This is a genomic window from Methanomassiliicoccales archaeon (assembly GCA_013415865.1).
Classification (GTDB): Archaea; Thermoplasmatota; Thermoplasmata; order Methanomassiliicoccales; family UBA472; genus MVRC01.
This window is the reverse complement of sequence record CP058896.1, coordinates 1723126-1747619: the sequence shown is the minus strand read 5'-3', so window position 1 is coordinate 1747619 and position 24494 is coordinate 1723126. Positions and strand designations below refer to the sequence as shown.

The following is a 24494-nucleotide window of genomic DNA, read 5'->3' as shown; positions in this document are numbered from 1 at the left end:
TAATTATGTCGCGTTCAAACTAATGTTTCATCTCAAAGCTTTCTGACCCTCTCTACAATTTCCGGAAGGATGTCGACAAACTCTTTCGCCTGGTCCATGGTGTTGAATTTTGAGAGGGACACCCTCAGGGACCCTCTGGCCTGATCGTTCCTCAGCCCCAATGCCTTCAATACATGAGAAGGCTCAAGGGACCTCGATGAGCATGCAGAACCTGTCGAGGTCATGAACCCCTCTGATGACAGCATAAGGACCAAAGACTCCCCCTCGAGGTCTTTGAAGCAGAAATGGGCGTTGTTGCAAAGGCGCTCCGTCTGATGACCGTTAAGCATAGCGCCTTTGACATAGGAAAGACAGCCCTCTATGATGAGGTCCCTCATCTCCCTCATTCTTTTTACCGAATCCTCCATCTCTTCCATTCCGACATCTATCGCCTTGGCCATCCCGACTATCCCAGGCACGTTCTCGGTCGAAGACCTCAACCCTCTTTCCTGCCCTCCGCCGAAGATTATGGGAGATATCCTTAATCCTTTCCGGACGAACAACGCCCCAACTCCCTTGGGCCCATGGAACTTGTGTGCACTGATGGACAGCATATCAATATTGTCCTTGACAACATGCAAATTCTGCTTACAGATGGATTGGACCGCATCAGTATGGAAAGCTATGGCCCTGGACCTTGTTATGGCTCCGATCTCCCTGATATTTTGGATCGTCCCTATCTCGTTGTTCGCCGACATGATAGAGACAATTATGGTGTCTTGACGGATCGCCCTCTCGAGATCCTCTGGTCTGACCTGACCTTCTGGCGTCACGGGCAGGTAGGTTACTTCGAAACCGAGGGTCTGAAGATGCTCACATGTCCTCAGGACAGCGTGATGCTCTATGCAGGAAGTGATGATGTGCTTCCCTCTTTCTTTATTGGCTAAAGAGTAACCCATCAACGCGAGGTTGTCGGCCTCTGTTCCCCCGGATGTGAAAACAATCTCGCGTGCTGTCCCACCGATCGCACGTGCAACCGACCTCCTTGCTTGGTCCAGGGCCTCACCGGCCTCCAATCCCATCTTGTGCATACTACTGGCGTTCCCATAAGAAACCAAGTGGAAGCGGTCCATGACCTTTATTACCCTTTCATCGACCATGGTCGTTGCGCTGTTGTCGAAATACACAGATGTCAAGCGAGCGCCTTCTAATGGATAACGTAGACAGGTCTATATCTAAATAATTTGAAGATGCTCTCACGGTCAAAATCCTCGCTCAGATCTTCCAGATATGAAATCGCAATACCCGAGCAGTACCGGCCTCTCCTCGATGGTCTTACACGGAAACTCGTGGCATGTGAAACAGAACCTCTCTTTTTTTATAGGCACAACTGCAGACCGCACAGGACCTGTTCTCCCGGAGAATGCATCCATTTTTCCATTTGGACGCTTACCTTTCCTTATTGTAGGTCATGGATCACATAGGATACCATTAATTCCTACTTTGAACGCCATCGCTGCTTTTGTCGTGATACGGCCGTTTCAAACTATCTAAACCACCTTGAACATGTAGACAAGTAAATATGAAATACAATGGCGCATGCTTCAAGGATGGCTAACATGGACGTTGCAAAGATCCGAAAGGATTTCAAGGTCCTCCAGTCAGAGCCGAGGATCGTATATCTTGACTCAGCGTGCCAGAGCTTGAGACCAAGACAGGTCGTGGAGGCTATGGACGAATATTATTACGATTATCCAGCGTGCTCAGGAAGGAGCGTCCATAGGCTCGCGACGCAGGTCTCGTTCAAGATAGATGAGGCGCGAGAAAGCATAGCGGATTTCATCGGGGCGGCCTCGCCTTCAGAGATCGTCTTCACCAAGAGCTGCACGGAGTCGCTGAACACGGTCGCGAAGGGCCTGCGGCTGAAAAAAGGTGATATCGTTGTGACGAGCGATATCGAGCACAACAGCAACCATGTCCCTTGGTTAGACCTCCAGAGGATGATTGGCATAAAAAGAAGATTTTCCAGGTCAAAAGATGATGGGACGTTTGATATCGAATCCTTCAAATCCGTTATGGACAGGTCGGTCAAGGTCGTCAGCATGGTCCATACCAACAATGTCAACGGTGTGACCGTCCCTATCAAAGAGATCGCTGAGATAGCACATGACAATGGTGCCCTGATGGTGGTTGACGGAGCTCAGTCCGCACCACATATGAAGGTCGATATGGAGGCGATGGACATCGATGTGTTCTGTATGTCGATGCACAAGATGCTTGGTCCTTCTGGCATGGGCATCTTATATGGAAACGAGGAGGTTCTTAGGGACCTTCGTCCTTTGATGTCGGGAGGAGGAAGTGTACTTGAGACCACATATGATAGCGAGACATCCTTGCCGCCACCAGAGAAATTCGAGGCCGGACTCCTGAACTACGCTGGGATAATCGGATCTGGTGCAGCTATAAAGTACCTTAGGGAGGTTGGGATGGATGAGGTTGCATCCCATTCAAGAAAATTGAATGAAAGGATCACATCTGGATTGAAGGACATACCGGAGGTTGAGATCCTCAGGCCCTATCAGGCAGAGAAGAGAGGATGTATTTTTTCATTCAATATCAAAGGATTGAGATCCCATGATGTGGCCATGCTGCTCGATGAAATGTCGAGGATATTGATCAGATCTGGAAATCATTGTGCTCACCCCTACTTTGCATCAAGGGGGATCGATGGATGTGCCAGAGCCTCCCTGTATCTCTATAATGATGAGAAAGACTGCGATATATTCGTAGATTCCGTGAAGAAGGTCGTCGAGACGTTCGCATCCTGAACTCTTAATGTGACCACTTGGCTATGCTCATCCTTCTGAATGACAATGCATTGTCCCTTTTGTACGATTAATGATGAACCGTTGGGAATCTCATTGCCTTCCCCATCCAAAATTATGATGGATGATGGTATTATCGCTCCTTTTGACCTGCCTTCATCATATAGTACGATCCCGCCTTTCATTATCTTGATGATGGTGTTTGGTCCTTCGAGCAGGCGGCCCAATTGAATAACAATCTTGGCGCTTCCCTCCAGCTCCACGAAGGAGTTAATCTCTTCGACCAAAGAAGAGAATGTGACATTATCAAAGCGCTCGTCAGATGCCGTCTCTAGATTGCTTATCGAGGTTGTTGCTGCTCCGAGAATGATCATCCCGCAAACAACCGCCCAGAATTTGGAGAGAAAGAACTCTATCAAATCATCACCTGGACAAGGATCGATCCGTTCTTTTCGATGCATCTCAGGCAGATCTCGCAACCTGGCCCATCGATACGGAGCCCTTCCTCAGATGGTGTTGAGAAGGTCACATTAGGGTCGGTCAGATAATATCGTGTAGGTCTGTCTCCTTTGAGCCCATAACCTATTGACATTGACTCTGAGATGGATGCACCTCCGATGATCAAATATGAACCGTCGGATGGTATCCTGATCTCCACGGTCCTTTTACTCCCAGGCCCCATTTTTATCAGCTCCTTTATCATCATTACAAGTTCCTCGACCTGAGCTCTGATGGAATTTATTGATGCGGTCTCCTGGAAGTTACCCAGCGCTCCATATAAAGGAGGAGCAGAAAGAGCGATCATTGCTACAACGATCATAAGTTTTAGAGGGGTTCCCTCCAGTGCGCTCTTGTCCTTCAGGGCCAGATCCATCACCCACACACTACGGGTATGCTGTATGTGCTCTCCGATCCCGATCCGCCCTTGGTGATCGTCACCGTGATGAAACCAAGAGATGAGCCCACGTGCGATGCTCTCAGACCTTTGAATAACACATGGCCTGTAGAATCCGTAGTACCATATGCTGTGGTCCCGGACGATGTCGCGACATTACATCCGTTCAATATCACCACGGCCCCGCTCACATCGTTGCCGTTGTTGTCAACGACATGAACCATTAGGTCTATGCTGTCATTTGTATAGATACCGTCGCCGTTGAGATCCTTTAAAATTATCTGGCCTGGTTCAGTGCAGACCTCTGAAATTGTCGTCGGTGTGTCAAGGTTCGCCATCCAGCCCATCATGACAGCTGACCCGACGCCTGCTATAAGGACCAATATCATCAGCTGCAGAGGGAGCCCTTCTATCCCGCCATCCTTATCTCTAACTAGTTCATTACCCCATCTGTCCCTGGTCTTTGGATACATGCTTTGCACCTGTAGGAAGACAGAGACGGCACATGTCAATAATCGAACCGCTACAGTGAGTGTACCTTCGATACGGATCTCGATTTGCATGCTGGCTGAAGAAAAAAATTGATTTAATTCAAAAAAATATTTCAAAATTCGAAAAATAAATGCTAATAACCTCAAAAAACATACGTTTTTTTGGGGGAAAACTATTTAAAAAGCATGGATATTCCCTGCGAGAGAGTCGCATGCTATAGTGTGGAATGAAGAGGGGTCGAAGTGTTCAAAAAGGTCTTGGTCGCCAACAGAGGAGAGATCGCTATTCGCGTGATGAGGACGTGCAAGCGCCTAGGCATCCCTACCGTTGGCATCTATACCCCCTCCGACAAACATTGTAAACATGTATCCTTTGCAGATAAGAGCGTTGAGCTCGCGCCGAGGGGGTCTGGGATCGGATATCTTGACATGGATGCGATATTCGATGTTGCCCAAAGGATGAAGGTCGAGGCCATACATCCGGGATATGGTTTTCTCTCTGAGAAGATGGAATTCTCTCAACGATGCGAGGAGGAAGGTATCGTTTTCATCGGTCCTAGCCCAAGGGCAATGAAGAACCTTGGGGGTAAGCTTTCAGCAAGAGCGTTCATGAAAAAGGTGGGTCTCCCGGTCATGCCAGGAACGCTAGAACCTCTGAAGGATGCTGAGGAGGCGAAGGCGGCGGCGAGAGAGATAACATACCCTGTAATGCTCAAAGCATCGGGCGGGGGTGGTGGTAGAGGGATGCGCATCGTCAATTCGGATGATGAGATGGAAGATGCGTTCACTAATGCCAAGAATGAGGCTGAAAAGGCGTTCAAGAACTCCACCATATACATGGAGAAAGCATTCTTCAAAGCGAGGCACATAGAGTTCCAGGTCATAGGCGATTCAAGGGGTAACGCTTATTGTCTCGGTGAGAGGGAATGTTCAGTTCAGCGCAGGCATCAGAAGATCATCGAAGAAACGCCATCCTGCGCCGTGAGCCCTGAGCTGAGGAAAGAGATAAGCGATCTCTGCATAGAAGCGGTCAAAAGGTCAGGATATACGAGCCTTGGCACCTTCGAGTTCTTGATGAGCGAGAAAGGAGACCTTAATTTCCTAGAGGCGAACACCCGTATTCAGGTCGAGCATCCGATCACCGAGGCGGTCACGGGACTTGACCTTGTTGAGATCCAGCTAAATATAGCATCTGACAAAGATGTATCTGCTTTATTGAGCAATGTCAGACCTAAAGGACATGCAATGGAGTTCCGTATCAATGCTGAGAACCCGTTCAACAATTTCCTGCCTTCCCCTGGTCGGATAGAGAAATATGTGGAGCCGTCGGGGGAGAATATCCGGGTGGACTCAGCAGCATACGAAGGATATGTTGTCCCGACCGAGTTCGATAACCTGCTTGGCAAGCTCATTGTCTATGGTCAGACAAGAAGCGAGGTCATTGCCAGGTCACGAGATGCCCTTGACAGGTACACGGTCGCTGGCATAAAGACAACGATACCGTATCATAGATTGGTCTTACGTAATTCAGACTTCATTGCCGGGAATTATAACATTGATTTCGTCAAAGAGCACTCACCACAGGACCTGTTGAAACATACGGAGTTCTCGATGTTCGAATCATACGCTCAGTGAAGTTGCACCTCGATGATATCACTGTATGTCGGACCGAAGCGCCCAAGTATGGACCTTTTTAATTTTATAGAACTCACTACCTGAGGACCGAATACCTCATCTTTGTACCTATGAACGGCCATCTCTGAAGCAAAGGCGGCCTTGTTGTCCTTCACCCTTCCTACAGTGAGGTGTGGTTTAAAAGGGCGTTCTTCAGGCTCAAAACCTAGGTCCCTTAGATCTTTTTCCAACCTATTCGCGATATGGACCATCGGCTCAGCCCCCTCTATGCCTACCCAGAGTGTCTTTGCTGGGCCCTTCGGCGGAAAATAACCGGTGCCCTTCAGAAATATCGTAAAAGGGGCCACACCTGCAACCGAGTCCCTCATACATCTCTCAACATCTGTGACAAGCCTTTCCTCGATGTCCCCTAAGAACTTCAATGTGACATGGACGTTCTCTTTCTCGACTGGTTTCAGTCCTGGGCCTATCTTACCAAGGTCATTGAGCAATGATAGTAGCCTTTCAGTAGGGGCGACCTCGACCGCTATGAAGGCCCTGAACCTCACATTGATCACCAATCATCTAATCGCGAAGGAACGACCTTGCCTCGTTGACCAGAGCAGGTATCTCAGCTTTTTCCCTGATGTCAGCATTCATCATCGCCCCTCCTACAAGTATGACCTTGACCTCTGAGAAGCCCTGCATCGCCATGACTGAATAGAACCTGTCCCTTTGATGTCCGAGCGTTGCCTCGGGCTGAGGATTACCGCATGTCAATAATACTAACGCCTTTTTTCTTTGAGGTAACCTAGGAGCATATCTTTTAGGTCCTTCTACCGGGGCTAAAAGTGCATACATACGGTCTATCATGCATTTCATGATCCCAGTCTCGGCACCCATATAGATGGGGGACCCGATGACGAGCGCATCGCATTCCTTCAGGTCCTTGTATAGCTTCGTCATGTCGTCCTTTATCGAGCACGAGTCGTGGGTCTTGCAATGCAGACAGGCAACACAATCCTTTATCTTCATGTCCACCAGGTCATACCATCTCAGGTCCAACCCAGCATGTTCTTCCGTGAACAGTCTCAAAAGCCTCGAGGTGTTGCCCTCTTTCCTCGGGCTGCCGTTGATGGTCAATACCTTCATCTTGAAGACCTCGTCGATCAAGATGCGATGATGGGCTCATCGATAGATAACTATTGTGCCCCTGCAGGCTATCAAGTGCGGCCGTATAAAATAGTCAATGATCCCCATTGTTTTCATAACAAAAACGGTTTGACAGACCGGTCTTCCGACCGGCTGGATGAATACTCTTTCGCTTAAAGTTCAAGAGCTTTGTTCGGGCACTCGTCAACGCATGCACCACAGTCGACGCAGTCCTTCTCACTGACGACCGCGATCTCATCGACCTTGATGGCGCCATTAGGGCAGGCGTCCTCACATGCTCCACATCCAACACAGTCTTCTTTCTTGACCTTGACGACCATTTGTTACACCTTGGGGGGGATGAACAAGAGAGATGGTATAAAATCATATCGGACCTGTCATATAGACAGCCCGAAATTAATCTGACCTCACGATCAGAACTGGACACTTCGCCTTCTTGCTGATCGCTGAGGACACGCTCCCCAGGATGACGTTCTTCGCAGGGTTCATCCCTCTGCTACCTACCAATATCATATTCGGTTTAAAAATGTCAGCATAATCAAGGACCGATTGGACAGGATGTCCTTTGAGCAGGACCGCCTTGACCTCGATACCAGCTGAGTTCGCCACCTCGGTCATATCGTCAAGAACCGCCTTCGCCCTTGCTTCCTTCGACTCATCATATGCATCGGATATGAGGCTTGGGAACTCTCTCATCTCCATCACATGAATGATGACCACCTCGTGAGCCACGGCATCCTTCGCAAGCTCAGCTGCTTTCTGGACCGCCTTCACGCTCCCCATGGAACCGTCCACCGCCACCAATAATTTCAACGGCTTTAAGTCGTCGAGGGTCAATCGATCATCTCCATGGATTGTAGTACCTCTGTGCTATGATGGTAGGCACTATCGCACATAAAATCAATACCATGACAAGGACCGAGAACTCGCTCTGACCGATGATCCCGTTCGCCAGCCCGAACTGACAGAAGACCATCCCAAATGTGAGGCTTGTAGACATCAATAGAGCAGAATACAATACGCTCTCGGACCTTGTAATTCTCATAACGACCCCGACGGCCAGTGTCTTCACGGCCAATCTTACGCCCATCAAGAAAAGGATGACGAACATAGCGCTCAGAAGGACAGACGCGTCAACGCTCATCCCAGCTGAGATGAAGAAAAAGGAAGATAGGAATGATGTCGTGAGGACCTTCATCTTACGTGCATCGTCATATTGATGCCGCATGAAATTTGCCATGGCAACGCCTGTGACATATGCGCCGAGGACCGCAGCGACACCAGCGAATACCGATATGGCCATCATTATTGCCAAAAGCATGATGACCGTCTTTATGACGGCATCGCTGGACCTCTCCTTGAAGATCTTAGAGACCTTGATCATTCCCTTTGAGGAAAACAACCAAATTGCTATCAACACCGATGCAAGTATGGCCAAACCAAGAGAAGGCTCAGAGAACAGCAATGTCAGGGCTATGGATGAGAATAGGTTGGTAAAGAAGCAGGCCGATAATAGCATCGAACCCAAAGGGGTGCCGCTCTTACCACCCTCAACAAGAACGACATAGACTATCGCGATCGATGTCTCAGACAAGGCCACAGCGGCCAATAACGAGGCGTTGATATCCCATCCTAATACGTCCTTCGTGACCATGAACACGCCTAGGAAGGGTGCCAAGAAGGATGCTCCTCCGATCAGGATGCTTCCCTTTAAATTTTTTATAAGTGAGGTCTTGTCCACCTCACTTCCAGCAAGGAAGGTCATGAACACCCCCGCCAAGGATGTCAGGAACAGAAGCCATTCAAATGATGTTACTTTTACTTCCATAATATTTGCAACGACCGTGCCTAGGACCATTTCGATGATTGCCGCTGTTGTCCCGAACCTGACAGCGATGAACTGCGATGTGACGGCCAATACCATCAGGAGCGCGAACATTTCTTGATCGTTCACGAGGGCGGGTCATGTCGATGACATATTAATATGCTCTCAATGTGGGCGGGAGAGCTTGAAATATCACACAGAAGATTTCCATCCATGCGGTATGTATGTGGCATGGTCCTTACCTCTGAAGGATTCATCAACGCATCCGTCGGATACGAAGATGGCATGGTCAAGGAGGTCGCTGAAGGCGAGGTCAATGACCCGGTGATGAGAGGGTATGTCCTACCGACCTTTATCGACGCCCATACCCACCTTGCTGACCTTCGTGCGCCATTAGATATGAGGATGCCCCTCGAGGAGGTAGTTGCTCCTCCACATGGCCTTAAACATCTTTACCTTCGGAATGCACGGCCCTCGGAGATCGCGCGCACTTTCAAGATGCTCTCACGAAGAATGGCAAGGAATGGCATATCAAGATTCATCGACTTCAGGGAAGGTGGGGCTGAGGGGGCGAAATTGCTCAGATCTGTTGGTCCTCACGGCTCCCGACCTATCGTGATGGGAAGACCCATATCGTTGCGTTATGACAGGGAAGAGGTCGAAGAACTGTTGGTACATGTGGACGGTGTAGGGGTGTCCTCAATGTTGGATTGGGACGAGGGAGAGCTTGTGGCTTTGGCCGAACATGTGGTCAAAAAGGGAAAGATGTTCGCCCTTCATGTCTCGGAGAGGGTCAGGGAAGATATAGAAAAAGTGTTGGACCTGAGACCTTCCTTCATCGTGCATATGACAAAGGCGACCATCGGGGATATGGAAGCCTGCAGGGATGCCGACGTCCCCATCGTTGTTTGCCCAAGATCCAATATGTTCTTCGGTAACACCCCCCCTCTGGCAGATATGATAAAAAGCGGAGCAGAGCTTGCCCTTGGAACGGACAACGCCATGATCTCGATGCCTGACATGCTATCCGAGATCGAGTTCGCGGCGAGGATTTTGAGAAGTCAGGGTGTAAAGGATGTCTCCCCTGTCCTGAAAATGGCGATTGCTGGAGGAAGATTAATTTTAAATGAAAGGGATGGTATAAGCATAGAACCTGGAACACCATGCGATTTCATGGTGATCAGGTCACGTGGTGGAGACCCCTTCACAGACATCCTTCTTCGCTCTGGCGAAAGGGATGTCAGGATGGTCTGCATCGGCAAACGCTGCTGGAGAGGATGGAGATGAGCTCTTTCAAGAAGATATTGATCCCGACCGACGGAAGCGAGTATACTAAGGCCGCGATAGCCAAAGGGCTCATGCTGGCCAAACAGATGGGGGCCGAGGTCACCGCTATGTATATTGTCGATCAGACCTCGTTCATCAATTTCCCAATGGATTCCACCATCGTCTCGGTCTATACGTTATTGGAGAAGGAGGGCAAGGAAGCCGTGGACTTTGTTGTCAAAGAGGGCGAGAAGCTCGGCGTCAAGGTCAGCACGGTCGTGGAGGAAGGTTCGCCCGCCAGGAAGATAGTCGAGGCCTCAAAGAATTATGACCTGATAGTCATGGGGACGCTTGGAAGGACCGGTGTATCAAAGCTGTTGCTGGGCAGCGTTGCAGAGAAGGTCATCAGGTTGGCCCAATGCCCTGTTATGGTCATCAAGGCGGAAATGGAGGGTAACTGATGACCCTTGTTGGCGAAGTGATGACGGCCAATCCCATAGTCGCTCAGGTTCCGGGAAGTCGTAACGAGGTTCTCAGGACCATGGTGAAGCACAATCTGACCGGACTTCCCGTGGTAAGAAGAAATGATGGGACATTGGCCGGGATAATCACCAGGCAGGATATTTTTTCGAAACCGGGAGAGGACCAGGCGGCAATGATCATGAACAGGGACCCGCCGACAATAAGTTCGAAAGACCCCGTAGAAAAGGCGGCCAAGATATTCAGCGAAAGCAGGATAAGACATTTGCCTGTCGTGGACAACAAAAAATTGGTGGGCATTTTAACCCCTACCGACCTGCTCGCCGTGGTAGAAAAGAAGGCCGTGGAAGGCCCCGTGGAAAAGGTGATCATGTCCCCATGTGTACCGATATATCAAGAGGCCACGTTGGCGGTCGCATCGGTCACATTGAACGTGAGCAAGTCCTCCGCATTACCTGTTCTAGATGACAGAGGTCATCTGGTCGGCATATTGACCGACCGTGACATTTTCAACAGGTCTTATATTGATGGGTCCGTTGCCGTGACCGAACTTCAACTGGGAAAGGAACATGAGGAGTGGTCCTGGGATGGGCTGAAGAATGTCATGAACCTGTGGTACCAGGTATCCAAGGTCGAACTTCCAGGCATGCTCGTGAAGGAGATCATGGTCCCAAATCCCGTAACCGTGTTCAAGAAGACCTCCATCTCAGAGGCTGCGAGGATAATGAGGAAGAATGATTTCGGCCAGCTTCCGGTCAGAGATGCTAAGGACAATCTTCTGGCCATGATCTATGACCATGACGTCATCTCCATACTGTGCCAAGAAGAGGAGTGAACATTCTTATGAAGGAGTTCAATGCCGGAGATGTCCTCTCTTTATGTAAAAGGAGGGGGTTCATCTACCCTGCCTACGAGATCTATGGCGGAATAGCAGGGCTCTACGATTATGGCCCATTGGGAACGCAGATGAAGACGAACCTGATAGACCTTTGGCGTTCGATCTATGTGCTGGAGGAGGGGTTCGTGGAGATCGATTCTGACATCGTTGGACCAGAGATCGTTTTCAAGGCGTCAGGTCACGCAGAGAATTTCCAAGACCTGATGGTCTCCTGCAGTTCATGTGGGGAGGCGTACAGAGCGGACCATCTGGCAAAAGAGGTCCATTCGAACCCAGGGGCTTTGTCCAAGAGAGAGTTGCAGGAGCTTCTGAGAGAGAAGGGCATATGCTGCCCTTCTTGCAAAGGAGCGCTCTCTGATGTCGAGGAGTTCAACCTTATGTTCAAAACGAAGATAGGCCCAGGGAGTGGAAGGACCGGCTATCTTCGCCCAGAGACGGCCCAGGGTATCTTTGTGAACTATCCTAATCTTTATAGATACATGAGGGAGCGTCTTCCTTTCGGGGTCGTCCAGATCGGAAGGGCCTACAGGAATGAGATATCCCCAAGACAGGGCGTTATCAGGCTTAGGGAGTTCAACCAGATGGAGGCTGAGCTTTTCATAGACCCTGCAGATAAGTCCTGGCCTAGGTTCAAGGAGGTCAGGGACTTCAAGATAAGGTTGGTCCCCAACACGGACGAGCAGGAGGTCGAGATGACCATTGGGGAGGCTGTGGATAAACGGATAATCGCACACGAGACCATAGCTTACTTCCTATATGTCACCCAACGTTTCCTCGTAAAGGCAGGTGTCGACCCCAAGAGGCTCAGGTTCAGGCAGCATCTAAAGACAGAGATGGCACATTACGCGGCCGATTGTTGGGATGCTGAGGCGCTTCTTTCCTATGGCTGGACGGAGATCGTGGGTATTGCTGATAGGGGTTGTTGGGACCTCTCTAGGCATATCCAATATTCCCAGGCGGATCTGACCGCTTTCAAGAGGTTCGAGAGGCCGATAGAGGTCGAAAGAAAGGTGTTCAAGCCCAAATATGGACTTCTTGGTCCAGAGTTCAAGGCAAGGTCCGCCAAGGTCGGTAAGGCCCTAGAGACGGTGGATTTTTCAATGCTAAAAGATGGCAAGGTCGAGGTCGAGGTGGACGGGGAGAAGGTCTCGGTCCCCGAGAAATATTTTGATATTGTGCTGGTCAAAGAGAAGGTGAACGGTGAGAAGGTCATACCGCATGTAATTGAGCCATCGCATGGACTGGACCGTATACTCTTCACCTGCCTTGAGCATGCCTACACGTGCGATGATGATGGCTATGTTCGCCTGAGGCTCTCTTCTACAGCCGCTCCGATCAAGGTGGGCGTGTTCCCGCTAATGGCAAAGGACGGCCTCGACGCAAAGGCCATAGAGATCGACAGACTGTTAAGGGGGCATGGCATCATGACATACTACGATGATTCAGGGACCATCGGTCGCCGTTATGCCCGGATGGACGAGATTGGGACTCCGTTGTGCGTCACTGTCGATTATGAGGTTTTTGAGAACGACACCGTCACAGTTAGGGACAGGGACACCAGCGAGCAGGTGAGGGTCGCGATGAAAGAGATTGTTGAGACGATCTCAAAGATGCTCGTGAACAAGGCCTCATGATAAAATAGCGGAAAGATTTAGGTATCATCTAATGCCATGTTATCATTTGGCAGAGGGGATAGAGCTCAGGATACTTTGGTCAGATCACAATGTTCCGTGCTTTGAGCACATTGTTATGGGCGAGGTGATGGAATGGTAGGAGACAACATCGAGGCAATAAAGAGAAGGGAGATGTTGAGGTCAGAGATCGATGCGAACAGCATCGCCGACCTCATGAGCACCGACTTCGAGACCGTGGGACCTGATACACCGTTGTCGGATGTCGTTGCTAAGATGAGGGCAAAGAACCTGCATGAGATCCCGGTAGTGAATGGAAAGAAGCTGCTCGGTGTGGTAAGCTTCGGGAGCATCATCAGGAAGAAGACCGCCGTGATAGGGCAGAAGGCCAAGAATGTCATGGAGATACCTCCGTCCATCAAGTCCTCGACCCCGGTGACAGAGGTGGCGGAGACATTCATATCGACAGGGTTCAGGAACCTGCCGGTGGTCAAGGGAGGTCAGGTCATAGGGGTGGTCTCCAGGGGGGACATAGTGAAACTGATCAAAGACATCAAGGAGATCAGGTCCCTTCCGGTCAAGAGCGTGATGACGACGAATGTCCAGGCCGTGAACGAGAACGACAAGCTGAAGGATGCATTGGAAGTGATGAGGAAACTGGATATCAGGACCGTCCCGGTCGTTGATGGAGGGTTCAAATTGACCGGCATCATAGGGATAAGGGACATCATCAACTACTCTTGGTCTGGTCCAGGCATCAAAGGGATAAGGAAGGGCGAGTACAAGGCCGAGTCGAATCCCGTCGATATCACGGTCAAGTCACTGATGCACGACGGGCCATTGACAGTGACCCCAGATGCGACGCTCGGAGAAGCGGTCAAGCTGATGAGCTCGAAAAAGATCTCCACTTTGCCAGTGGTCGAGAAGGACGTCCTAAGAGGTATCGTCACGAAATACGACATGCTGGAGATGATCGCTTCAGTCCGAAAGCGCGACATGGTGTACATGCAGATCTCCGGTCTAGAAGAGGAGGACCGTCTGTCGCTCGACGTGATGGAGAGAGAGATCCAAATGGGGTTACAGAAGATCGGCAAGATAACGAGACCGATGCTCTTCACCATGCATGTAACGAAATACAACAACTCTGGAAACAGGGCCAAATACTCTTTGAACGGACGATTGCATACTGAATACTCGACCTACAACGTCAGCTCGGTCGATTGGAACCTCATGAAGGCGACCATCGACATGATGGCAAAGTTCGAGAGGCTTGTCACAGAGACAAAAGAGGAACGCCTGGAGAAGAAGCGTAAAGGTCCTAGGTGAGCATGACCTGATAAACGTCTTCCATCATTTTTCCATAACCTTTTTTATCGTTCAATCCTTCACCACGCCGATTATGTCGCAATACGAGGCCGTACCGACCGAGAGGAAATGGCAAAAGATATGGAAGGAGATGGGCATCTATCATTTCGACTTTGGGTCTGACAAGCCTGTCTATTCGATAGACAACCCGCCTAGGTACACATCGGGGGCCCTGCACTTGGGCCACGCCACGGGATATTCTCTTATCGATTTTGCTGCTAGATATCACAGGATGCGAGGATTCAATGTCATGTTCCCATTGTGCTTTGATGTCAACGGAACGCCGGTCGAGGTGAAGGTGGAGAAGAAATATGGAATATCAAAACTGAACACGCCGCGTCAGGATTACATCAAGAAGTGCGAGGAGTTCGCCAACTCATTCATCAGTGAGATGACGAGACAGTTCGAGATCCTCGGCGAGTCCATGGACCCGACGGTCTATTATCAGACAAATGCCCCGTATTACAGAAGGATCACACAGATTTCATTCCTTCAGCTGCTCAAAGCAGGTCTGGCCTATAAAGGGACGTATCCTGTGAATTGGTGCCCCAGCTGCATAACCGCCCTAGCGGATGCTGAGGTAGAGTATGAGAGCAACGAGACTAAGCTGAACTACATATATTTTGGGCTGAAGGGCGGTGCTGAAAAGATAGAGATTGCGACGACGAGGCCTGAGCTTCTTTGCACCTGCCAATTGATAGCGGTCCACCCAGGGGATGAAAAACATGCCGGTCTGGTGGGGAAGACGGCCATCGTGCCGATCTTTGGGAAGGAAGTGAAGATCATGGCTGACGATAAGGTGGACCCGTCGTTCGGAACCGGCATCGTCATGATATGCACCATAGGTGACAAGACGGACCTCGAATGGGTCATGAAATATCATCTTCCCCTTGAGAAGGGAATTGACGAGCAGGGCAGGATGACCGATCTGGCAGGAAAATACGAAGGAATGCCCATCAAGGAAGCGCGCAGGCAGGTCATCGAAGACCTAAAAAATATGGGACTATTGTACAAGCAAGAGGACCTGCAACAGAACGTTGGCATATGCTGGCGATGCCACGCACCGATAGAGTTCCTACAGGTGGAGCAGTGGTTCATCAAGACGATGGACTTTAAGAAGGAGATACTCCGACTTGCAGATGATATCAATTGGTTCCCAGAGTTCATGAAGGTCCGGCTCCAGGATTGGGTAAATTCCCTCCAGTGGGACTGGGTGGTCTCACGACAAAGGTACTTTGCCACTCCGATCCCTGTATGGGAATGCGATGCCTGCGGACATGTCGTGCCAGCAAGGGAGGAGGACTGTTATATCGACCCTACAATGTCCGACCCACCGGTCCCTGTCTGCCCGGAATGTGGTGGGAAGCTGTCACCGTGCGAAGATGTATTCGATACTTGGATGGATTCTTCGATCTCACCGCTCTATTGTACATTCTGGCAGCGCGATGAGGAGAAGTTCAAGAGACTCTATCCTATGACGGTGAGGCCCCAGTCCCATGACATCATCAGAACATGGGCGTTCTACACCATGCTCAGGGAGTACCTCGTCACAGGTAAAAAGCCCTGGGAGAACATCATGATTCATGGTTTCATCATGGCCCCAGATGGAACCCCCATGCATACATCGGCCGGTAACGTCATCGATCCTATGCCCTTATTGGAAGAGTACGGGGCGGATGCCTTGAGATATTATGCTTGCACCTGCGCCCTAGGTGAAGACAATGCGTTCAGGGAGAGAGACGTTGTACACGGTAAGAAGCTCTGCACAAAGATATGGAATCTGGGAAAGCTTGTGGAAAAGACCGTGAGGTCAAAGCCCCCCATGCATCGTCTGCACGTCACAGATGAATGGATACTCAGCAGGTTCTCAAAAGTTGTCGAAGAGGTCACGGACCATATGGAGGCCTACCAGTTCGACAAGGCGATGAAAGAGGTCGAGTCGTTCGCCTGGAAGGAGTTCGCAGACCATTACGTCGAGATGGTGAAGCACCGTGTGAAGGACCCTGATGATGAGGGCGTCAGATATACCCTTTATACAGTCTATCTGGGCATCATAAAGATGCTGGCACCTATGCTGCCCCATGTGACCGAGGACGCCTACCAGGCCTTCGCAGAGATGGATGGCCATAAAAGCATCCATGTGAGCCCTTGGCCAGAACCGGTCATGTTCGATGATGCCGCTGAGCAGAAAGGAGAGCTGGTCAAAGATGTGATCGCCGCCATCAGGGCCTGGAAGGCGGAGAGAAAGATGGCATTGAATGCCGAGATCGCGATGGTCAAACTTATTGGAAATGGGGCAAGATCGTTGCAAGGACTGGAAAAAGATGTCGCTGAGACGGTCAAGGCCCGTTCGCTTGTCATAGAAGATAAGGCTGAGCTAGAGGAGAGAATTATAGCGGTCAGGCCAATACCATCGAAGATCGGACCTTTGTTCAAGGGAGCGGGGAAGGAGATAACAGACCTGATAAAGGCAGCGGACCCGGGAACTTTCGGAAGAAAGGTATTGGAGGGGACGGCAGAACTGAAGCTCAAGGATGGCACTCTGGTGAGGATCGGTCCAGATATTGCTGAGGTCGAGAAATCCATGTCCCTTGACGGCCAATTTGTTGAGACTCTGCAAGTAGGTGAGATCTTGGTCGTTCTTCAGGTTTAGATCTGGACGCCGATTCCTCATCATTTATAGGATCGTTACGTTACATCTACGGCAAAGGGAGATAATCACGATGTCGTGTAATATCTTTGTCGAACGTCGAGAGGAATACCGGCACCCCCTTATTCCTCCGTTCCCCCCATTTCCCCATATTGCCGGTCCCCTCCGTCCGACGCTTTTCCTTTTTTATGGATCAGTATCGACCAGTTATAATGTTAAACATGAAATTAGACGTGAAAAATAAATTGAATTATTTTCATAATAATGGACTAAAAATATGTATGTGATCCATTACAATTTATCCCCCACCTTATTCTATGTTGAGATATGGTGACAAATTAAACGATGTCGATTTAAAAATTTATTATTTTATATAAAAGACCTAATTGTGTTCCGTTTTAATCGTGTCCATGTGATTCTATGATATGATCAAATGGACATGGACGAGACCTAGTATGCAAGAAAATGATTCGATTGGATCAGATCTCTGAAGTTGTCGGGAATCATGATCAATCACCATGCTTGTCTACTGGAGACACATTTCATAATTGGACGACTCATAAGATTTAAATTCATTGAGATGTTACCGAGGAAAGCCTGCGGGCGTAGTGTAGCTGGTTATCACTTAAGCTTGCCAAGCTTAAAACTCGGGTTCGAATCCCGACGCCCGCACCATTTCTCGGTTCCTTCTGGTGAGCAACAATTAAAAGTTGATTGATAAATATTATGCATTAATAATAAAAATTTTGACCTTGAACTTAGGTATGAAAAATAAGTAATACTATTTATTAAATCCCAGTTTCATGGTCAAATGGAAGGACAAGAGATTGTTGATCACTGGTCTGACAACGATCTTGGCTCTCGGTTCCATCATTCATTTTCATCTGATACTGGGGGTAACACTGGTCTTTACCCATTTTTTCTATGTTCCGATCCTGCTTTCGACTTATTGGTATGGGAGAAGAGGGATGATCGTCCCGATCCTATTGATCATCGCATTGATGATCTCGAATCTCATCTCTTTTGACTTCGAGGCCTTTATCGAGGATGTAGCGAGGTCCTCTATTATGCTCCTTGTAGGATTTGTCATGTCGAGAGTAAGTGAAAGGGACAAGGAACATATCCGCAGACTTGAAGAGAACGAGCAAACTTTGAAAGAGGCCCAGAGGATTGGGCAGATTGGAAATTGGGAATGGAACATTAAAGACAACAGCTTGAAATGGTCAGAAGAGGTCTATCGTATTTTTGGGGTCGAACAATCTGATTTCGTTCCAACATATGATAATTATTTCTTGATGGTACCTGAGGAGGAGAGAGAACGAATAAGGAGCGCGATCACCAGATCATTGAAAAATGGTAGTGTCCTTGAGATAGATCATAAGATTTTGTTGAAACAAGGTGCAATGAAGGTGGTCCATCAAAGAGGAGAGGTCGTACTGGACAAGGACGGCAGACCGTTGAAGATGATGGGAATAGTGCAAGACATCACCGAGAGGATGAAGATCGAGGACAAACTTCGAATGGCAAATAAGAAATTGAGCTTGATCACATCGATATCAAGACATGATCTCAAGAATATGATTACCTCAATATCAGGATACCTAGATCTAGGTTTAAGGGCAGAAAAGGAGGAGAAAAGACGGCTTTATCTTGAGAAGGCGATCTTGAACTTAAAGAACCTGCAGGACCTGATAGATGAGGCTAAAGATTTTCAGGATATTGGTATCAGGGAACCTGAATGGATAGAAGTGAGAAAGATCCTTGAAAAGTTTAGACCGAAGGTCGAAGAGACCGGTAGACTTTTTGATAACAGGGTCGATGAATTGTTTGTGTTCTGCGACCCTTCACTTGAAAGGATATTGTTCAACCTTGTTGATAACTCGCTTAGGCATGCCAAAAATGCTTCATTCATCAGGTTCTCTGTAGCGTTGAAGGAAAATGGCATAGTGCTGATATGTGAAGATGATGGTCCTGGTGTGGTCTTTGAAGATAAGGAGGAGATCTTCAAGAAAGGAGTTGGTAAGAACACCGGTTTAGGACTTTTCTTTGTAAAAGAGGCGTTAAAGGAATGTGATATGACGGTCGTTGAGAATGGTGATTATGGAAAAGGTGCAAGGTTTGAGATCTTCATTCCTTCTTACAAAGTGAGATATAAAAAAAGTAATTAAATGGGTGTGCGAGATGGTTGATTTCAATCATCATATCAGATAAAATTCCTCATTTCATCATCATCCATGTTGCGATCTCTTTCGAATGCCAGATCATTCTGACTTCCTTGAAACCTGCTTCCATTGCCATTTGGGGCCAGTTGAGGATCTTTCCATTTTCATTTTTTATTACATCCGTTAATATCATTGCGCTGTTCTTGGACATGTGCATCCAAGCTGATCTGAATATCTCCAAAGCTCTTTCCCTCTCGATCCTTGACATCCCTAAAATGGCCAACACCAGGTCTGCAGGACTGTCGGGAAATTCTGATGATAGGTCCATTTTGTGTTCTTCTACCTCGCCCAGATGTATGTTCATCCGTAAGGTATTTTTGCACCTTTCCTTTTCCTCCTCTGTCGAATTTATCGACAAGAACCTGCAATTTATTGATGCTTCATTCTTAAGATGTTCGATCCAGATCCCTCCATGGGAATATAGATCGACCACTCTGGCCCCTGGTTTCATGAACGACCTTATCTCCTCTGAGATGGCCGTCATCAGCGAATAATAGATGGGCGCACCCTTTCCCAAAATAGCATCTGCTTCAGATGCCAAAATGTCTTTGTGCACGACCATGCCCATTTGTTGTTTGTGCGCTTTAACTTCGGCCATCTCTTAACCTCCTCTTTATTTAACACGCCTGCGCGTGACATGTCATGTCATGACATGCTAATACTTATTCATTTGCCCCTCAGATGGTCAACGGAAAGGCTCTCCCAAAAATACGATAACTTGGTGATGATTTATGCATCTTCAATTTCTTTTTTAAAATATATTCTAACACAATTAGAAAGGTGATTACTATCTGTTCGCCGGTTTCATTTAATTACGGTCATTACGTTTTTTAAATGCCCACTATAGCATTTGAATTGAAAAATGATGGTTATGACATCAAGCCGGTTGTAAGAGCCGTTAAGACCAGATTGATGGCCCATTTGCTCACCTCTCTGACATCTTTATTCAAGAAAATGAGCGTTTCAAACGGATGATACACTGAGCCCTCAATAAGTATTATGAATAGAACCGTCTAGGATACTGTGGTCCCTTCCTTTCAACCTAGATAATTAACAAATTCAAGATGTTTTTCACTTGAAAAACACGTCTATGGGCCGCTCATGTGTTGTCTTATCATGATCATAGGATCAGTGAGGCAAGTGGGACCTAGTTTAGTAACACCCTCTCAACTACTCTTTCTTCCCCCCATATTCCTGAACGTGTTTCCACCCATTTCTGAGCTCCCTCCGCGGCCCATCATGTTCATAGACCAACATGTCCGTCCTGGCGAACAGCTCTCTATCCTCACCAACCGGGCAGACCTTGATGCATATGCCACAGGGAGATATGTGACGGGCATACAGCTTCTCGTGATATGCCCTGCATCTCTCTTTGTCCATCAAAGCCTCGGGATAGTCCTTACCCGGCAATGCTTGGACTGGGCATTTCTTGATGCACCTGAAACATCTTGTGCATAATTGACTCTCCAATGGGAGATCGTAAGGAAGCTTCGCAGATGTGAAGACAGATGTGAACCTGACCCTCGGACCATAGTTCTTGGTGAGAAGGGTGTTGTTCATTCCAAAGGTACCCAGGCCAGCAAAATATGCTGCATGCTTGTGAGAAAAGAATGCCATAGGTCTGTCCTTGAGCACACTTAGGCTCCCGTAGCCGTCCCTGGGGATGAAAAATGACCCATGACCCATTTCGCTCAAGAAAACACTTAACCTATAGGCTACCTGGTCAAGAAGAGAGTTCACGGTCTTGTACAACTCATGGTAGTGTATAGAGGGGGTGCTCTCTAAAACCGGAAGACTGATGGGGAACCCTATGACAATTACTGACCTACAATCAGGCCAGATATTGGAAGGATAGAACTCCTCAGGCATCCAAACATCAAATGGTGGGGACCTCCAAGCTTCAGGATCGGCGACGCCGATCAAATGCACATCCATGGATGCCGCCTTTTCAAAGATCTTTTCGCGAAGTTTTTCACTCATGCGAAATAATAGGTGGTGAGACCATCATAATATTGTTGATTAGAGAAAAATGAAAAAATTTGGTACCTCTCGGATCAGAATAATCCGAGAAGACCGACCACTATCGCCACTATCCCGATTATAGTCTGGAATCCCCCTAACCACTTTCCAAACTTTTCTAGATATTTACCGAGACCAGGTATGACATAGAACACACCTGTCAACAGCACGACACCTACCAAGAAGGCGACAAATCCTTGAAGAGATGTGATGTCCAGTAGACCAAATACGAACATCAATATACCTATGATGATTTGAAATCCCCCAAGGAACTTGCCAGCCTTTTCTAGGAACTTACCAATTCCTGGCAAAGTACCTATTATTCCCACTGCAAGCACCAGCCCACCAATTATGTTCAATATCGGTAGTAGTTCCATTATATCCCCCTTTGTTAATATAGGAATCTATTTATTATAATAATTTATCGAATTTCTTAAATTGAACCTTGGTCACAATATGATGAATCATCATCAGGCATTGTGAAAGGCATCACTCTTCGTTTGGACGGCTCAGGGCAAAACCATAGTCCCCACTATCCTCAATTTTCCTCCCTCAAGATGGGTCAGGACCGACTTGCTGCATGGTGGGAATATGAGGTCCTTTTCCATCGAGAGTTCTATGATCGGCTCTCTCCAATTTGACCCGTTGTCCACCGCATCCACCCTGGCAGGCTGAAATTGCATCCAATGCCCGATGTGGAGGACCATACCAGGTTTTAAGGGTGAAGGCCAATACTTGATGAGCTGCACCTTACCCGATATAGACCTCTCGCTTCTGATCGTCGGGTCGTTTGTGAGAACATACCCTCTGTCCAGCTCCTCAGATTCGATGTTCTTCAGAGCGAGACCTACCCTGTCGCCACAATCTGAAACTTCGTAATCATCATCGTGTTTTTGGATGGACCTTACCTGAACCTGTTTCTTTATTGGTAATGCGGTCAATATGTCATGTCTTCTTATACTGCCCCTTGCCACATAACCAAGTACGACGGTCCCTACCCCTCTTACATTGAAATGGTGATCGATAGGGACTGCCCCATTAGGAGATCCGCCTTTAGCCTCTGGAATTTTCGCTGCCTCCAAGAGCAACATCTCTCTTATCGACACTGGGTCATCGTCGATGAAAATAAAGGATTCCACCGATGTGCCCTTTATGAATGAGGAGACCCTGTCAGGGGTCAGATAATTCCTAAGGACGATCCATCCTTTTGAGATCCCCAAACAATCCAGCATTATCACGCATTCGCCAAAGTTGGCATTTATTTCATCTACCACCATGATTGCGGAGTTCGACATCGAACATGCAAAGAACAGAGGTGCCAACCTTTCTGGGTATTTCGTTGGCTCGATCAGACTAACGGTATCTTGGCCCTTTTTAATGTCATATAGCGTGATATCTGATGAAGTGCCCTTCTTGCCGATGCTCTTGGCATAGTCGACAGGTGAGAGGATCGCGACATTCAGGTTTCCCATGGTCTCTCGCAACCATTTGTTGCTCATATTCCTTTCGATTTGAAGATTGGATCTCCGCCGCGGTCATTGGCATTGAGATTCCCTATAAATTAAAGAAATGAAAAATGTTCATGGATAATAATATATAAAAGATAGTAAATATTATTATTGGATGGGAGTTATTGAAGAACGGGGCAAGCAATAATAAAGAAAAATTGGACCGTTTGAGGCAAGAGCTTGGCCAGATGCAAAGACAATTGAGAGAAGAAAAAGTGCCTCTGGCAATAATATTTGAAGGGCTTGATTATTGGGGGATGGCCAATGACATCAACGAGCTCATCAGATGGTTGGACCCAAGAGGGTTTGATTTCCACGACATGCTAAGACCTCTGGCCGATGAGAAGGAAAGACCGTTCATTTGGAGATATTTTTTAAGGATGCCATCTAAAGGAAGGATAGCTGTCTTTGACCGGAGCTGGTACTTCTGGGCAATATATGAACATTACAAATCCAAGGATAAGACCAGGTTAAACCACAGATTGCATGATATAAGGATGTTAGAGAGACAGCACCATGATGAGGGGACGTTGGTCATAAAGTTCTTCCTTGTTCCTGACAAGGAAAGGAAGAGAAATGATGATGAGAAGGTCCATTGTAAAGGGAAGTTTCACCTCTCTGGAGAAGAGTTCATCGACGATATCAAGAATGCAATGGAGGAATGGAAGGAGATCTTGGATACCACGAATTATGAACATGCCCCATGGGTGGTCATCAAAGATGGAGATGAGGATGAGACTGCGATTATCATAATCGAAGCGATACTTCAACATGTTCTGAAAGCTCGTTCTAAAAAGCAAAATGAGACCTCTATGCGCAGGTACGAGACCGTAAAGGTCGTCAAGTCCAGTGCATTGGATGAAGTTGACCTTAGTAAAATGATATCGGAAGAAAAATACAAAGCTCGGCTCGAAAAGATGCAACAAAAACTTGCCGAACTTCAATGTAAGTTATATCTGAAGAAGGTCCCGAGCATAATCGTATTCGAGGGGTGGGACGCTGCTGGCAAAGGGGGCAACATATTGAGGCTGACGGCCTCGTTGAACCCGAGAGGATATAGGGTTGCCCCTGTCACGGTGCCCAATGACGAGGAACTGTCACATCATTACCTTTGGAGGTTCTATAAAATGTTCCCAAAGGACGGGATGATGACCATATTCGACAGGAGCTGGTATGGTAGAGTCCTGGTCGAAAGGGTCGAGGGTTATGCGACCGCCGAGCAGGTCGAAAGAGCTTACCTTGAGATCAATGATATGGAACGAATGTTGACCTCTCATGGGACAATTGTAATTAAGTTCTGGCTTCACATAGACCCGTCTGAGCAGCTCAGGAGGTTCAAGGAAAGGGAGGAGGACCCATACAAGAGATGGAAGATCACCGAAGAGGATTGGAGGAACAGGTCCAAATGGGATGCATATAAGCAGGCGGTAGACGACATGATCTCATCGACAAGCACTAAAAGGGCCCCGTGGACGGTCATACCGTCCAATGATAAGAGGTACTCAAGGATCGCTGTTCTCGAGGACATTATAGAACGGTTCGAGGACCGTTTGGACTGATGATCTTCGCTTTTCACAAATAATCTAATCTTTCGGCCTTCTATTGCTGAACCCTTCAATGATCAGAACTGGTGCAGGACCTTGGATATAAAGA

At 48.0% G+C, this 24494-nt stretch carries 23 protein-coding genes and 1 tRNA gene; 11 read left to right on the top strand and 13 right to left on the bottom strand.

The genetic code is table 11. From position 1 onward, the window contains the following. Positions 1–32 precede the first annotated feature (32 nt). Positions 33–1175: a cysteine desulfurase gene (locus HPY73_08860; protein ID QLH75522.1), complete on the bottom strand. Its 1143-nt coding sequence runs from the start codon at positions 1173–1175 to the stop codon at positions 33–35. 423 nt (positions 1176–1598) lie between these two features. Between HPY73_08860 and HPY73_08855 the strand changes: the two genes are divergently transcribed. Beyond that, positions 1599–2807 carry a cysteine desulfurase gene (locus HPY73_08855; GenBank protein QLH75755.1) on the top strand — a complete coding sequence of 403 codons (1209 nt, stop codon included), beginning with the start codon at positions 1599–1601 and terminating at the stop codon, positions 2805–2807. Here the strand turns inward: HPY73_08855 and HPY73_08850 are convergent. The 3 genes from HPY73_08850 to HPY73_08840 are packed head-to-tail and all read right to left on the bottom strand — an operon-like array spanning position 2735 to position 4172. Continuing rightward, the gene (locus tag HPY73_08850) at positions 2735–3223 is read right to left on the bottom strand and encodes a hypothetical protein (protein ID QLH75521.1); all 489 of its coding nucleotides are present in this window, start codon (positions 3221–3223) and stop codon (positions 2735–2737) included. The genes HPY73_08855 and HPY73_08850 overlap by 73 nt on opposite strands. Then, positions 3220–3681 (bottom strand): hypothetical protein, encoded by a 462-nt coding sequence (locus HPY73_08845; GenBank protein QLH75520.1) that lies wholly within the window; start codon positions 3679–3681, stop codon positions 3220–3222. The genes HPY73_08850 and HPY73_08845 overlap by 4 nt, the downstream gene beginning before the upstream one ends. Further along, positions 3678–4172: an Ig-like domain-containing protein gene (locus tag HPY73_08840; GenBank protein ID QLH75519.1), complete on the bottom strand. Its 495-nt coding sequence runs from the start codon at positions 4170–4172 to the stop codon at positions 3678–3680. The genes HPY73_08845 and HPY73_08840 overlap by 4 nt, the downstream gene beginning before the upstream one ends. Positions 4173–4433: 261 nt before the next feature. Between HPY73_08840 and HPY73_08835 the strand changes: the two genes are divergently transcribed. Then, positions 4434–5825, top strand: coding sequence for an ATP-grasp domain-containing protein (locus HPY73_08835; protein QLH75518.1), 1392 nt, complete (start codon positions 4434–4436; stop codon positions 5823–5825). Here HPY73_08835 and thpR read toward each other — a convergent pair. From thpR to HPY73_08810, 5 genes are all read right to left on the bottom strand, one after another. Continuing rightward, a complete protein-coding gene (thpR, locus tag HPY73_08830) occupies positions 5819–6373 on the bottom strand; it encodes an RNA 2',3'-cyclic phosphodiesterase (protein ID QLH75517.1) in 555 nt (184 codons plus the stop codon). The genes HPY73_08835 and thpR overlap by 7 nt on opposite strands. Before the next feature lie 16 nt (positions 6374–6389). Further along, positions 6390–6977 carry a flavodoxin family protein gene (locus HPY73_08825; protein QLH75516.1) on the bottom strand — a complete coding sequence of 196 codons (588 nt, stop codon included), beginning with the start codon at positions 6975–6977 and terminating at the stop codon, positions 6390–6392. Positions 6978–7129: 152 nt separating this feature from the next. Next, complete coding sequence (locus HPY73_08820) at positions 7130–7297, bottom strand: 4Fe-4S binding protein (protein ID QLH75515.1); 168 nt, start codon at positions 7295–7297, stop codon at positions 7130–7132. A gap of 76 nt (positions 7298–7373) precedes the next feature. After that, complete coding sequence (locus HPY73_08815; GenBank protein QLH75514.1) at positions 7374–7814, bottom strand: universal stress protein; 441 nt, start codon at positions 7812–7814, stop codon at positions 7374–7376. 4 nt (positions 7815–7818) lie between these two features. Further along, positions 7819–8931, bottom strand: a complete 1113-nt coding sequence (locus HPY73_08810; GenBank protein ID QLH75513.1) for a cation:proton antiporter — start codon at positions 8929–8931, stop codon at positions 7819–7821. Positions 8932–9015: 84 nt separating this feature from the next. Here HPY73_08810 and HPY73_08805 point away from each other — a divergent pair, with 84 nt between their 5' ends. From HPY73_08805 to HPY73_08770, 8 genes are all read left to right on the top strand, one after another. Beyond that, positions 9016–10089, top strand: coding sequence for an amidohydrolase family protein (locus tag HPY73_08805; protein ID QLH75512.1), 1074 nt, complete (start codon positions 9016–9018; stop codon positions 10087–10089). Then, positions 10086–10529, top strand: a complete 444-nt coding sequence (locus tag HPY73_08800; GenBank protein QLH75511.1) for a universal stress protein — start codon at positions 10086–10088, stop codon at positions 10527–10529. Before HPY73_08805 ends, HPY73_08800 begins: the two co-directional genes overlap by 4 nt. Further along, entirely contained in the window at positions 10529–11383 is an 855-nt protein-coding gene (locus tag HPY73_08795) for a CBS domain-containing protein (GenBank protein QLH75510.1), read from the top strand. Before HPY73_08800 ends, HPY73_08795 begins: the two co-directional genes overlap by 1 nt. Before the next feature lie 8 nt (positions 11384–11391). Continuing rightward, positions 11392–13080 carry a glycine--tRNA ligase gene (gene glyS / locus HPY73_08790; GenBank protein ID QLH75754.1) on the top strand — a complete coding sequence of 563 codons (1689 nt, stop codon included), beginning with the start codon at positions 11392–11394 and terminating at the stop codon, positions 13078–13080. A 132-nt stretch (positions 13081–13212) separates the two neighbouring features. Continuing rightward, positions 13213–14403 carry a CBS domain-containing protein gene (locus tag HPY73_08785; protein ID QLH75509.1) on the top strand — a complete coding sequence of 397 codons (1191 nt, stop codon included), beginning with the start codon at positions 13213–13215 and terminating at the stop codon, positions 14401–14403. A 73-nt stretch (positions 14404–14476) separates the two neighbouring features. After that, on the top strand, positions 14477–17095 hold the full coding sequence (locus tag HPY73_08780; GenBank protein QLH75753.1) for a valine--tRNA ligase: 2619 nt from the start codon (positions 14477–14479) through the stop codon (positions 17093–17095). Positions 17096–17691: 596 nt separating this feature from the next. After that, a tRNA-Gly gene (locus HPY73_08775) sits at positions 17692–17767 on the top strand. A 128-nt stretch (positions 17768–17895) separates the two neighbouring features. Beyond that, on the top strand, positions 17896–19260 hold the full coding sequence (locus HPY73_08770) for a PAS domain-containing protein (protein QLH75508.1): 1365 nt from the start codon (positions 17896–17898) through the stop codon (positions 19258–19260). Between the two features lie 49 nt (positions 19261–19309). Here the strand turns inward: HPY73_08770 and HPY73_08765 are convergent, their stop codons facing one another. The 4 genes from HPY73_08765 to HPY73_08750 all read right to left on the bottom strand — a co-directional run bounded on the left by HPY73_08765 (position 19310) and on the right by HPY73_08750 (position 22805). Further along, entirely contained in the window at positions 19310–19912 is a 603-nt protein-coding gene (locus HPY73_08765) for a hypothetical protein (protein QLH75507.1), read from the bottom strand. Positions 19913–20484: 572 nt separating this feature from the next. Then, on the bottom strand, positions 20485–21294 hold the full coding sequence (locus HPY73_08760; GenBank protein ID QLH75506.1) for an epoxyqueuosine reductase: 810 nt from the start codon (positions 21292–21294) through the stop codon (positions 20485–20487). Between the two features lie 74 nt (positions 21295–21368). After that, positions 21369–21710 (bottom strand): hypothetical protein, encoded by a 342-nt coding sequence (locus tag HPY73_08755; protein ID QLH75505.1) that lies wholly within the window; start codon positions 21708–21710, stop codon positions 21369–21371. Positions 21711–21842: 132 nt separating this feature from the next. Further along, entirely contained in the window at positions 21843–22805 is a 963-nt protein-coding gene (locus HPY73_08750; GenBank protein QLH75752.1) for an elongation factor Tu, read from the bottom strand. Between the two features lie 161 nt (positions 22806–22966). Here HPY73_08750 and pap point away from each other — a divergent pair, with 161 nt between their 5' ends. Further along, positions 22967–24400 (top strand): polyphosphate:AMP phosphotransferase, encoded by a 1434-nt coding sequence (gene pap / locus HPY73_08745; GenBank protein ID QLH75504.1) that lies wholly within the window; start codon positions 22967–22969, stop codon positions 24398–24400. The last annotated feature ends 94 nt before the right edge of the window (positions 24401–24494 follow it).

What these genes read in the sequence shown, in the direction of transcription:
- HPY73_08855 (QLH75755.1), top strand. Translation starts at nt 1,599, where the DNA reads ATGGACGTTGCAAAGATCCGAAAGGATTTCAAGGTCCTCCAGTCAGAG.
- HPY73_08840 (QLH75519.1), bottom strand. Translation starts at nt 4,172, where the DNA reads ATGTATCCAAAGACCAGGGACAGATGGGGTAATGAACTAGTTAGAGAT.
- HPY73_08820 (QLH75515.1), bottom strand. Translation starts at nt 7,297, where the DNA reads ATGGTCGTCAAGGTCAAGAAAGAAGACTGTGTTGGATGTGGAGCATGT.
- HPY73_08805 (QLH75512.1), top strand. Translation starts at nt 9,016, where the DNA reads ATGCGGTATGTATGTGGCATGGTCCTTACCTCTGAAGGATTCATCAAC.
- HPY73_08800 (QLH75511.1), top strand. Translation starts at nt 10,086, where the DNA reads ATGAGCTCTTTCAAGAAGATATTGATCCCGACCGACGGAAGCGAGTAT.
- HPY73_08795 (QLH75510.1), top strand. Translation starts at nt 10,529, where the DNA reads ATGACCCTTGTTGGCGAAGTGATGACGGCCAATCCCATAGTCGCTCAG.
- glyS (QLH75754.1), top strand. Translation starts at nt 11,392, where the DNA reads ATGAAGGAGTTCAATGCCGGAGATGTCCTCTCTTTATGTAAAAGGAGG.
- HPY73_08785 (QLH75509.1), top strand. Translation starts at nt 13,213, where the DNA reads ATGGTAGGAGACAACATCGAGGCAATAAAGAGAAGGGAGATGTTGAGG.
- HPY73_08780 (QLH75753.1), top strand. Translation starts at nt 14,477, where the DNA reads ATGTCGCAATACGAGGCCGTACCGACCGAGAGGAAATGGCAAAAGATA.
- HPY73_08770 (QLH75508.1), top strand. Translation starts at nt 17,896, where the DNA reads ATGGTCAAATGGAAGGACAAGAGATTGTTGATCACTGGTCTGACAACG.
- HPY73_08765 (QLH75507.1), bottom strand. Translation starts at nt 19,912, where the DNA reads ATGGCCGAAGTTAAAGCGCACAAACAACAAATGGGCATGGTCGTGCAC.
- HPY73_08760 (QLH75506.1), bottom strand. Translation starts at nt 21,294, where the DNA reads ATGAGTGAAAAACTTCGCGAAAAGATCTTTGAAAAGGCGGCATCCATG.
- HPY73_08755 (QLH75505.1), bottom strand. Translation starts at nt 21,710, where the DNA reads ATGGAACTACTACCGATATTGAACATAATTGGTGGGCTGGTGCTTGCA.
- HPY73_08750 (QLH75752.1), bottom strand. Translation starts at nt 22,805, where the DNA reads ATGGGAAACCTGAATGTCGCGATCCTCTCACCTGTCGACTATGCCAAG.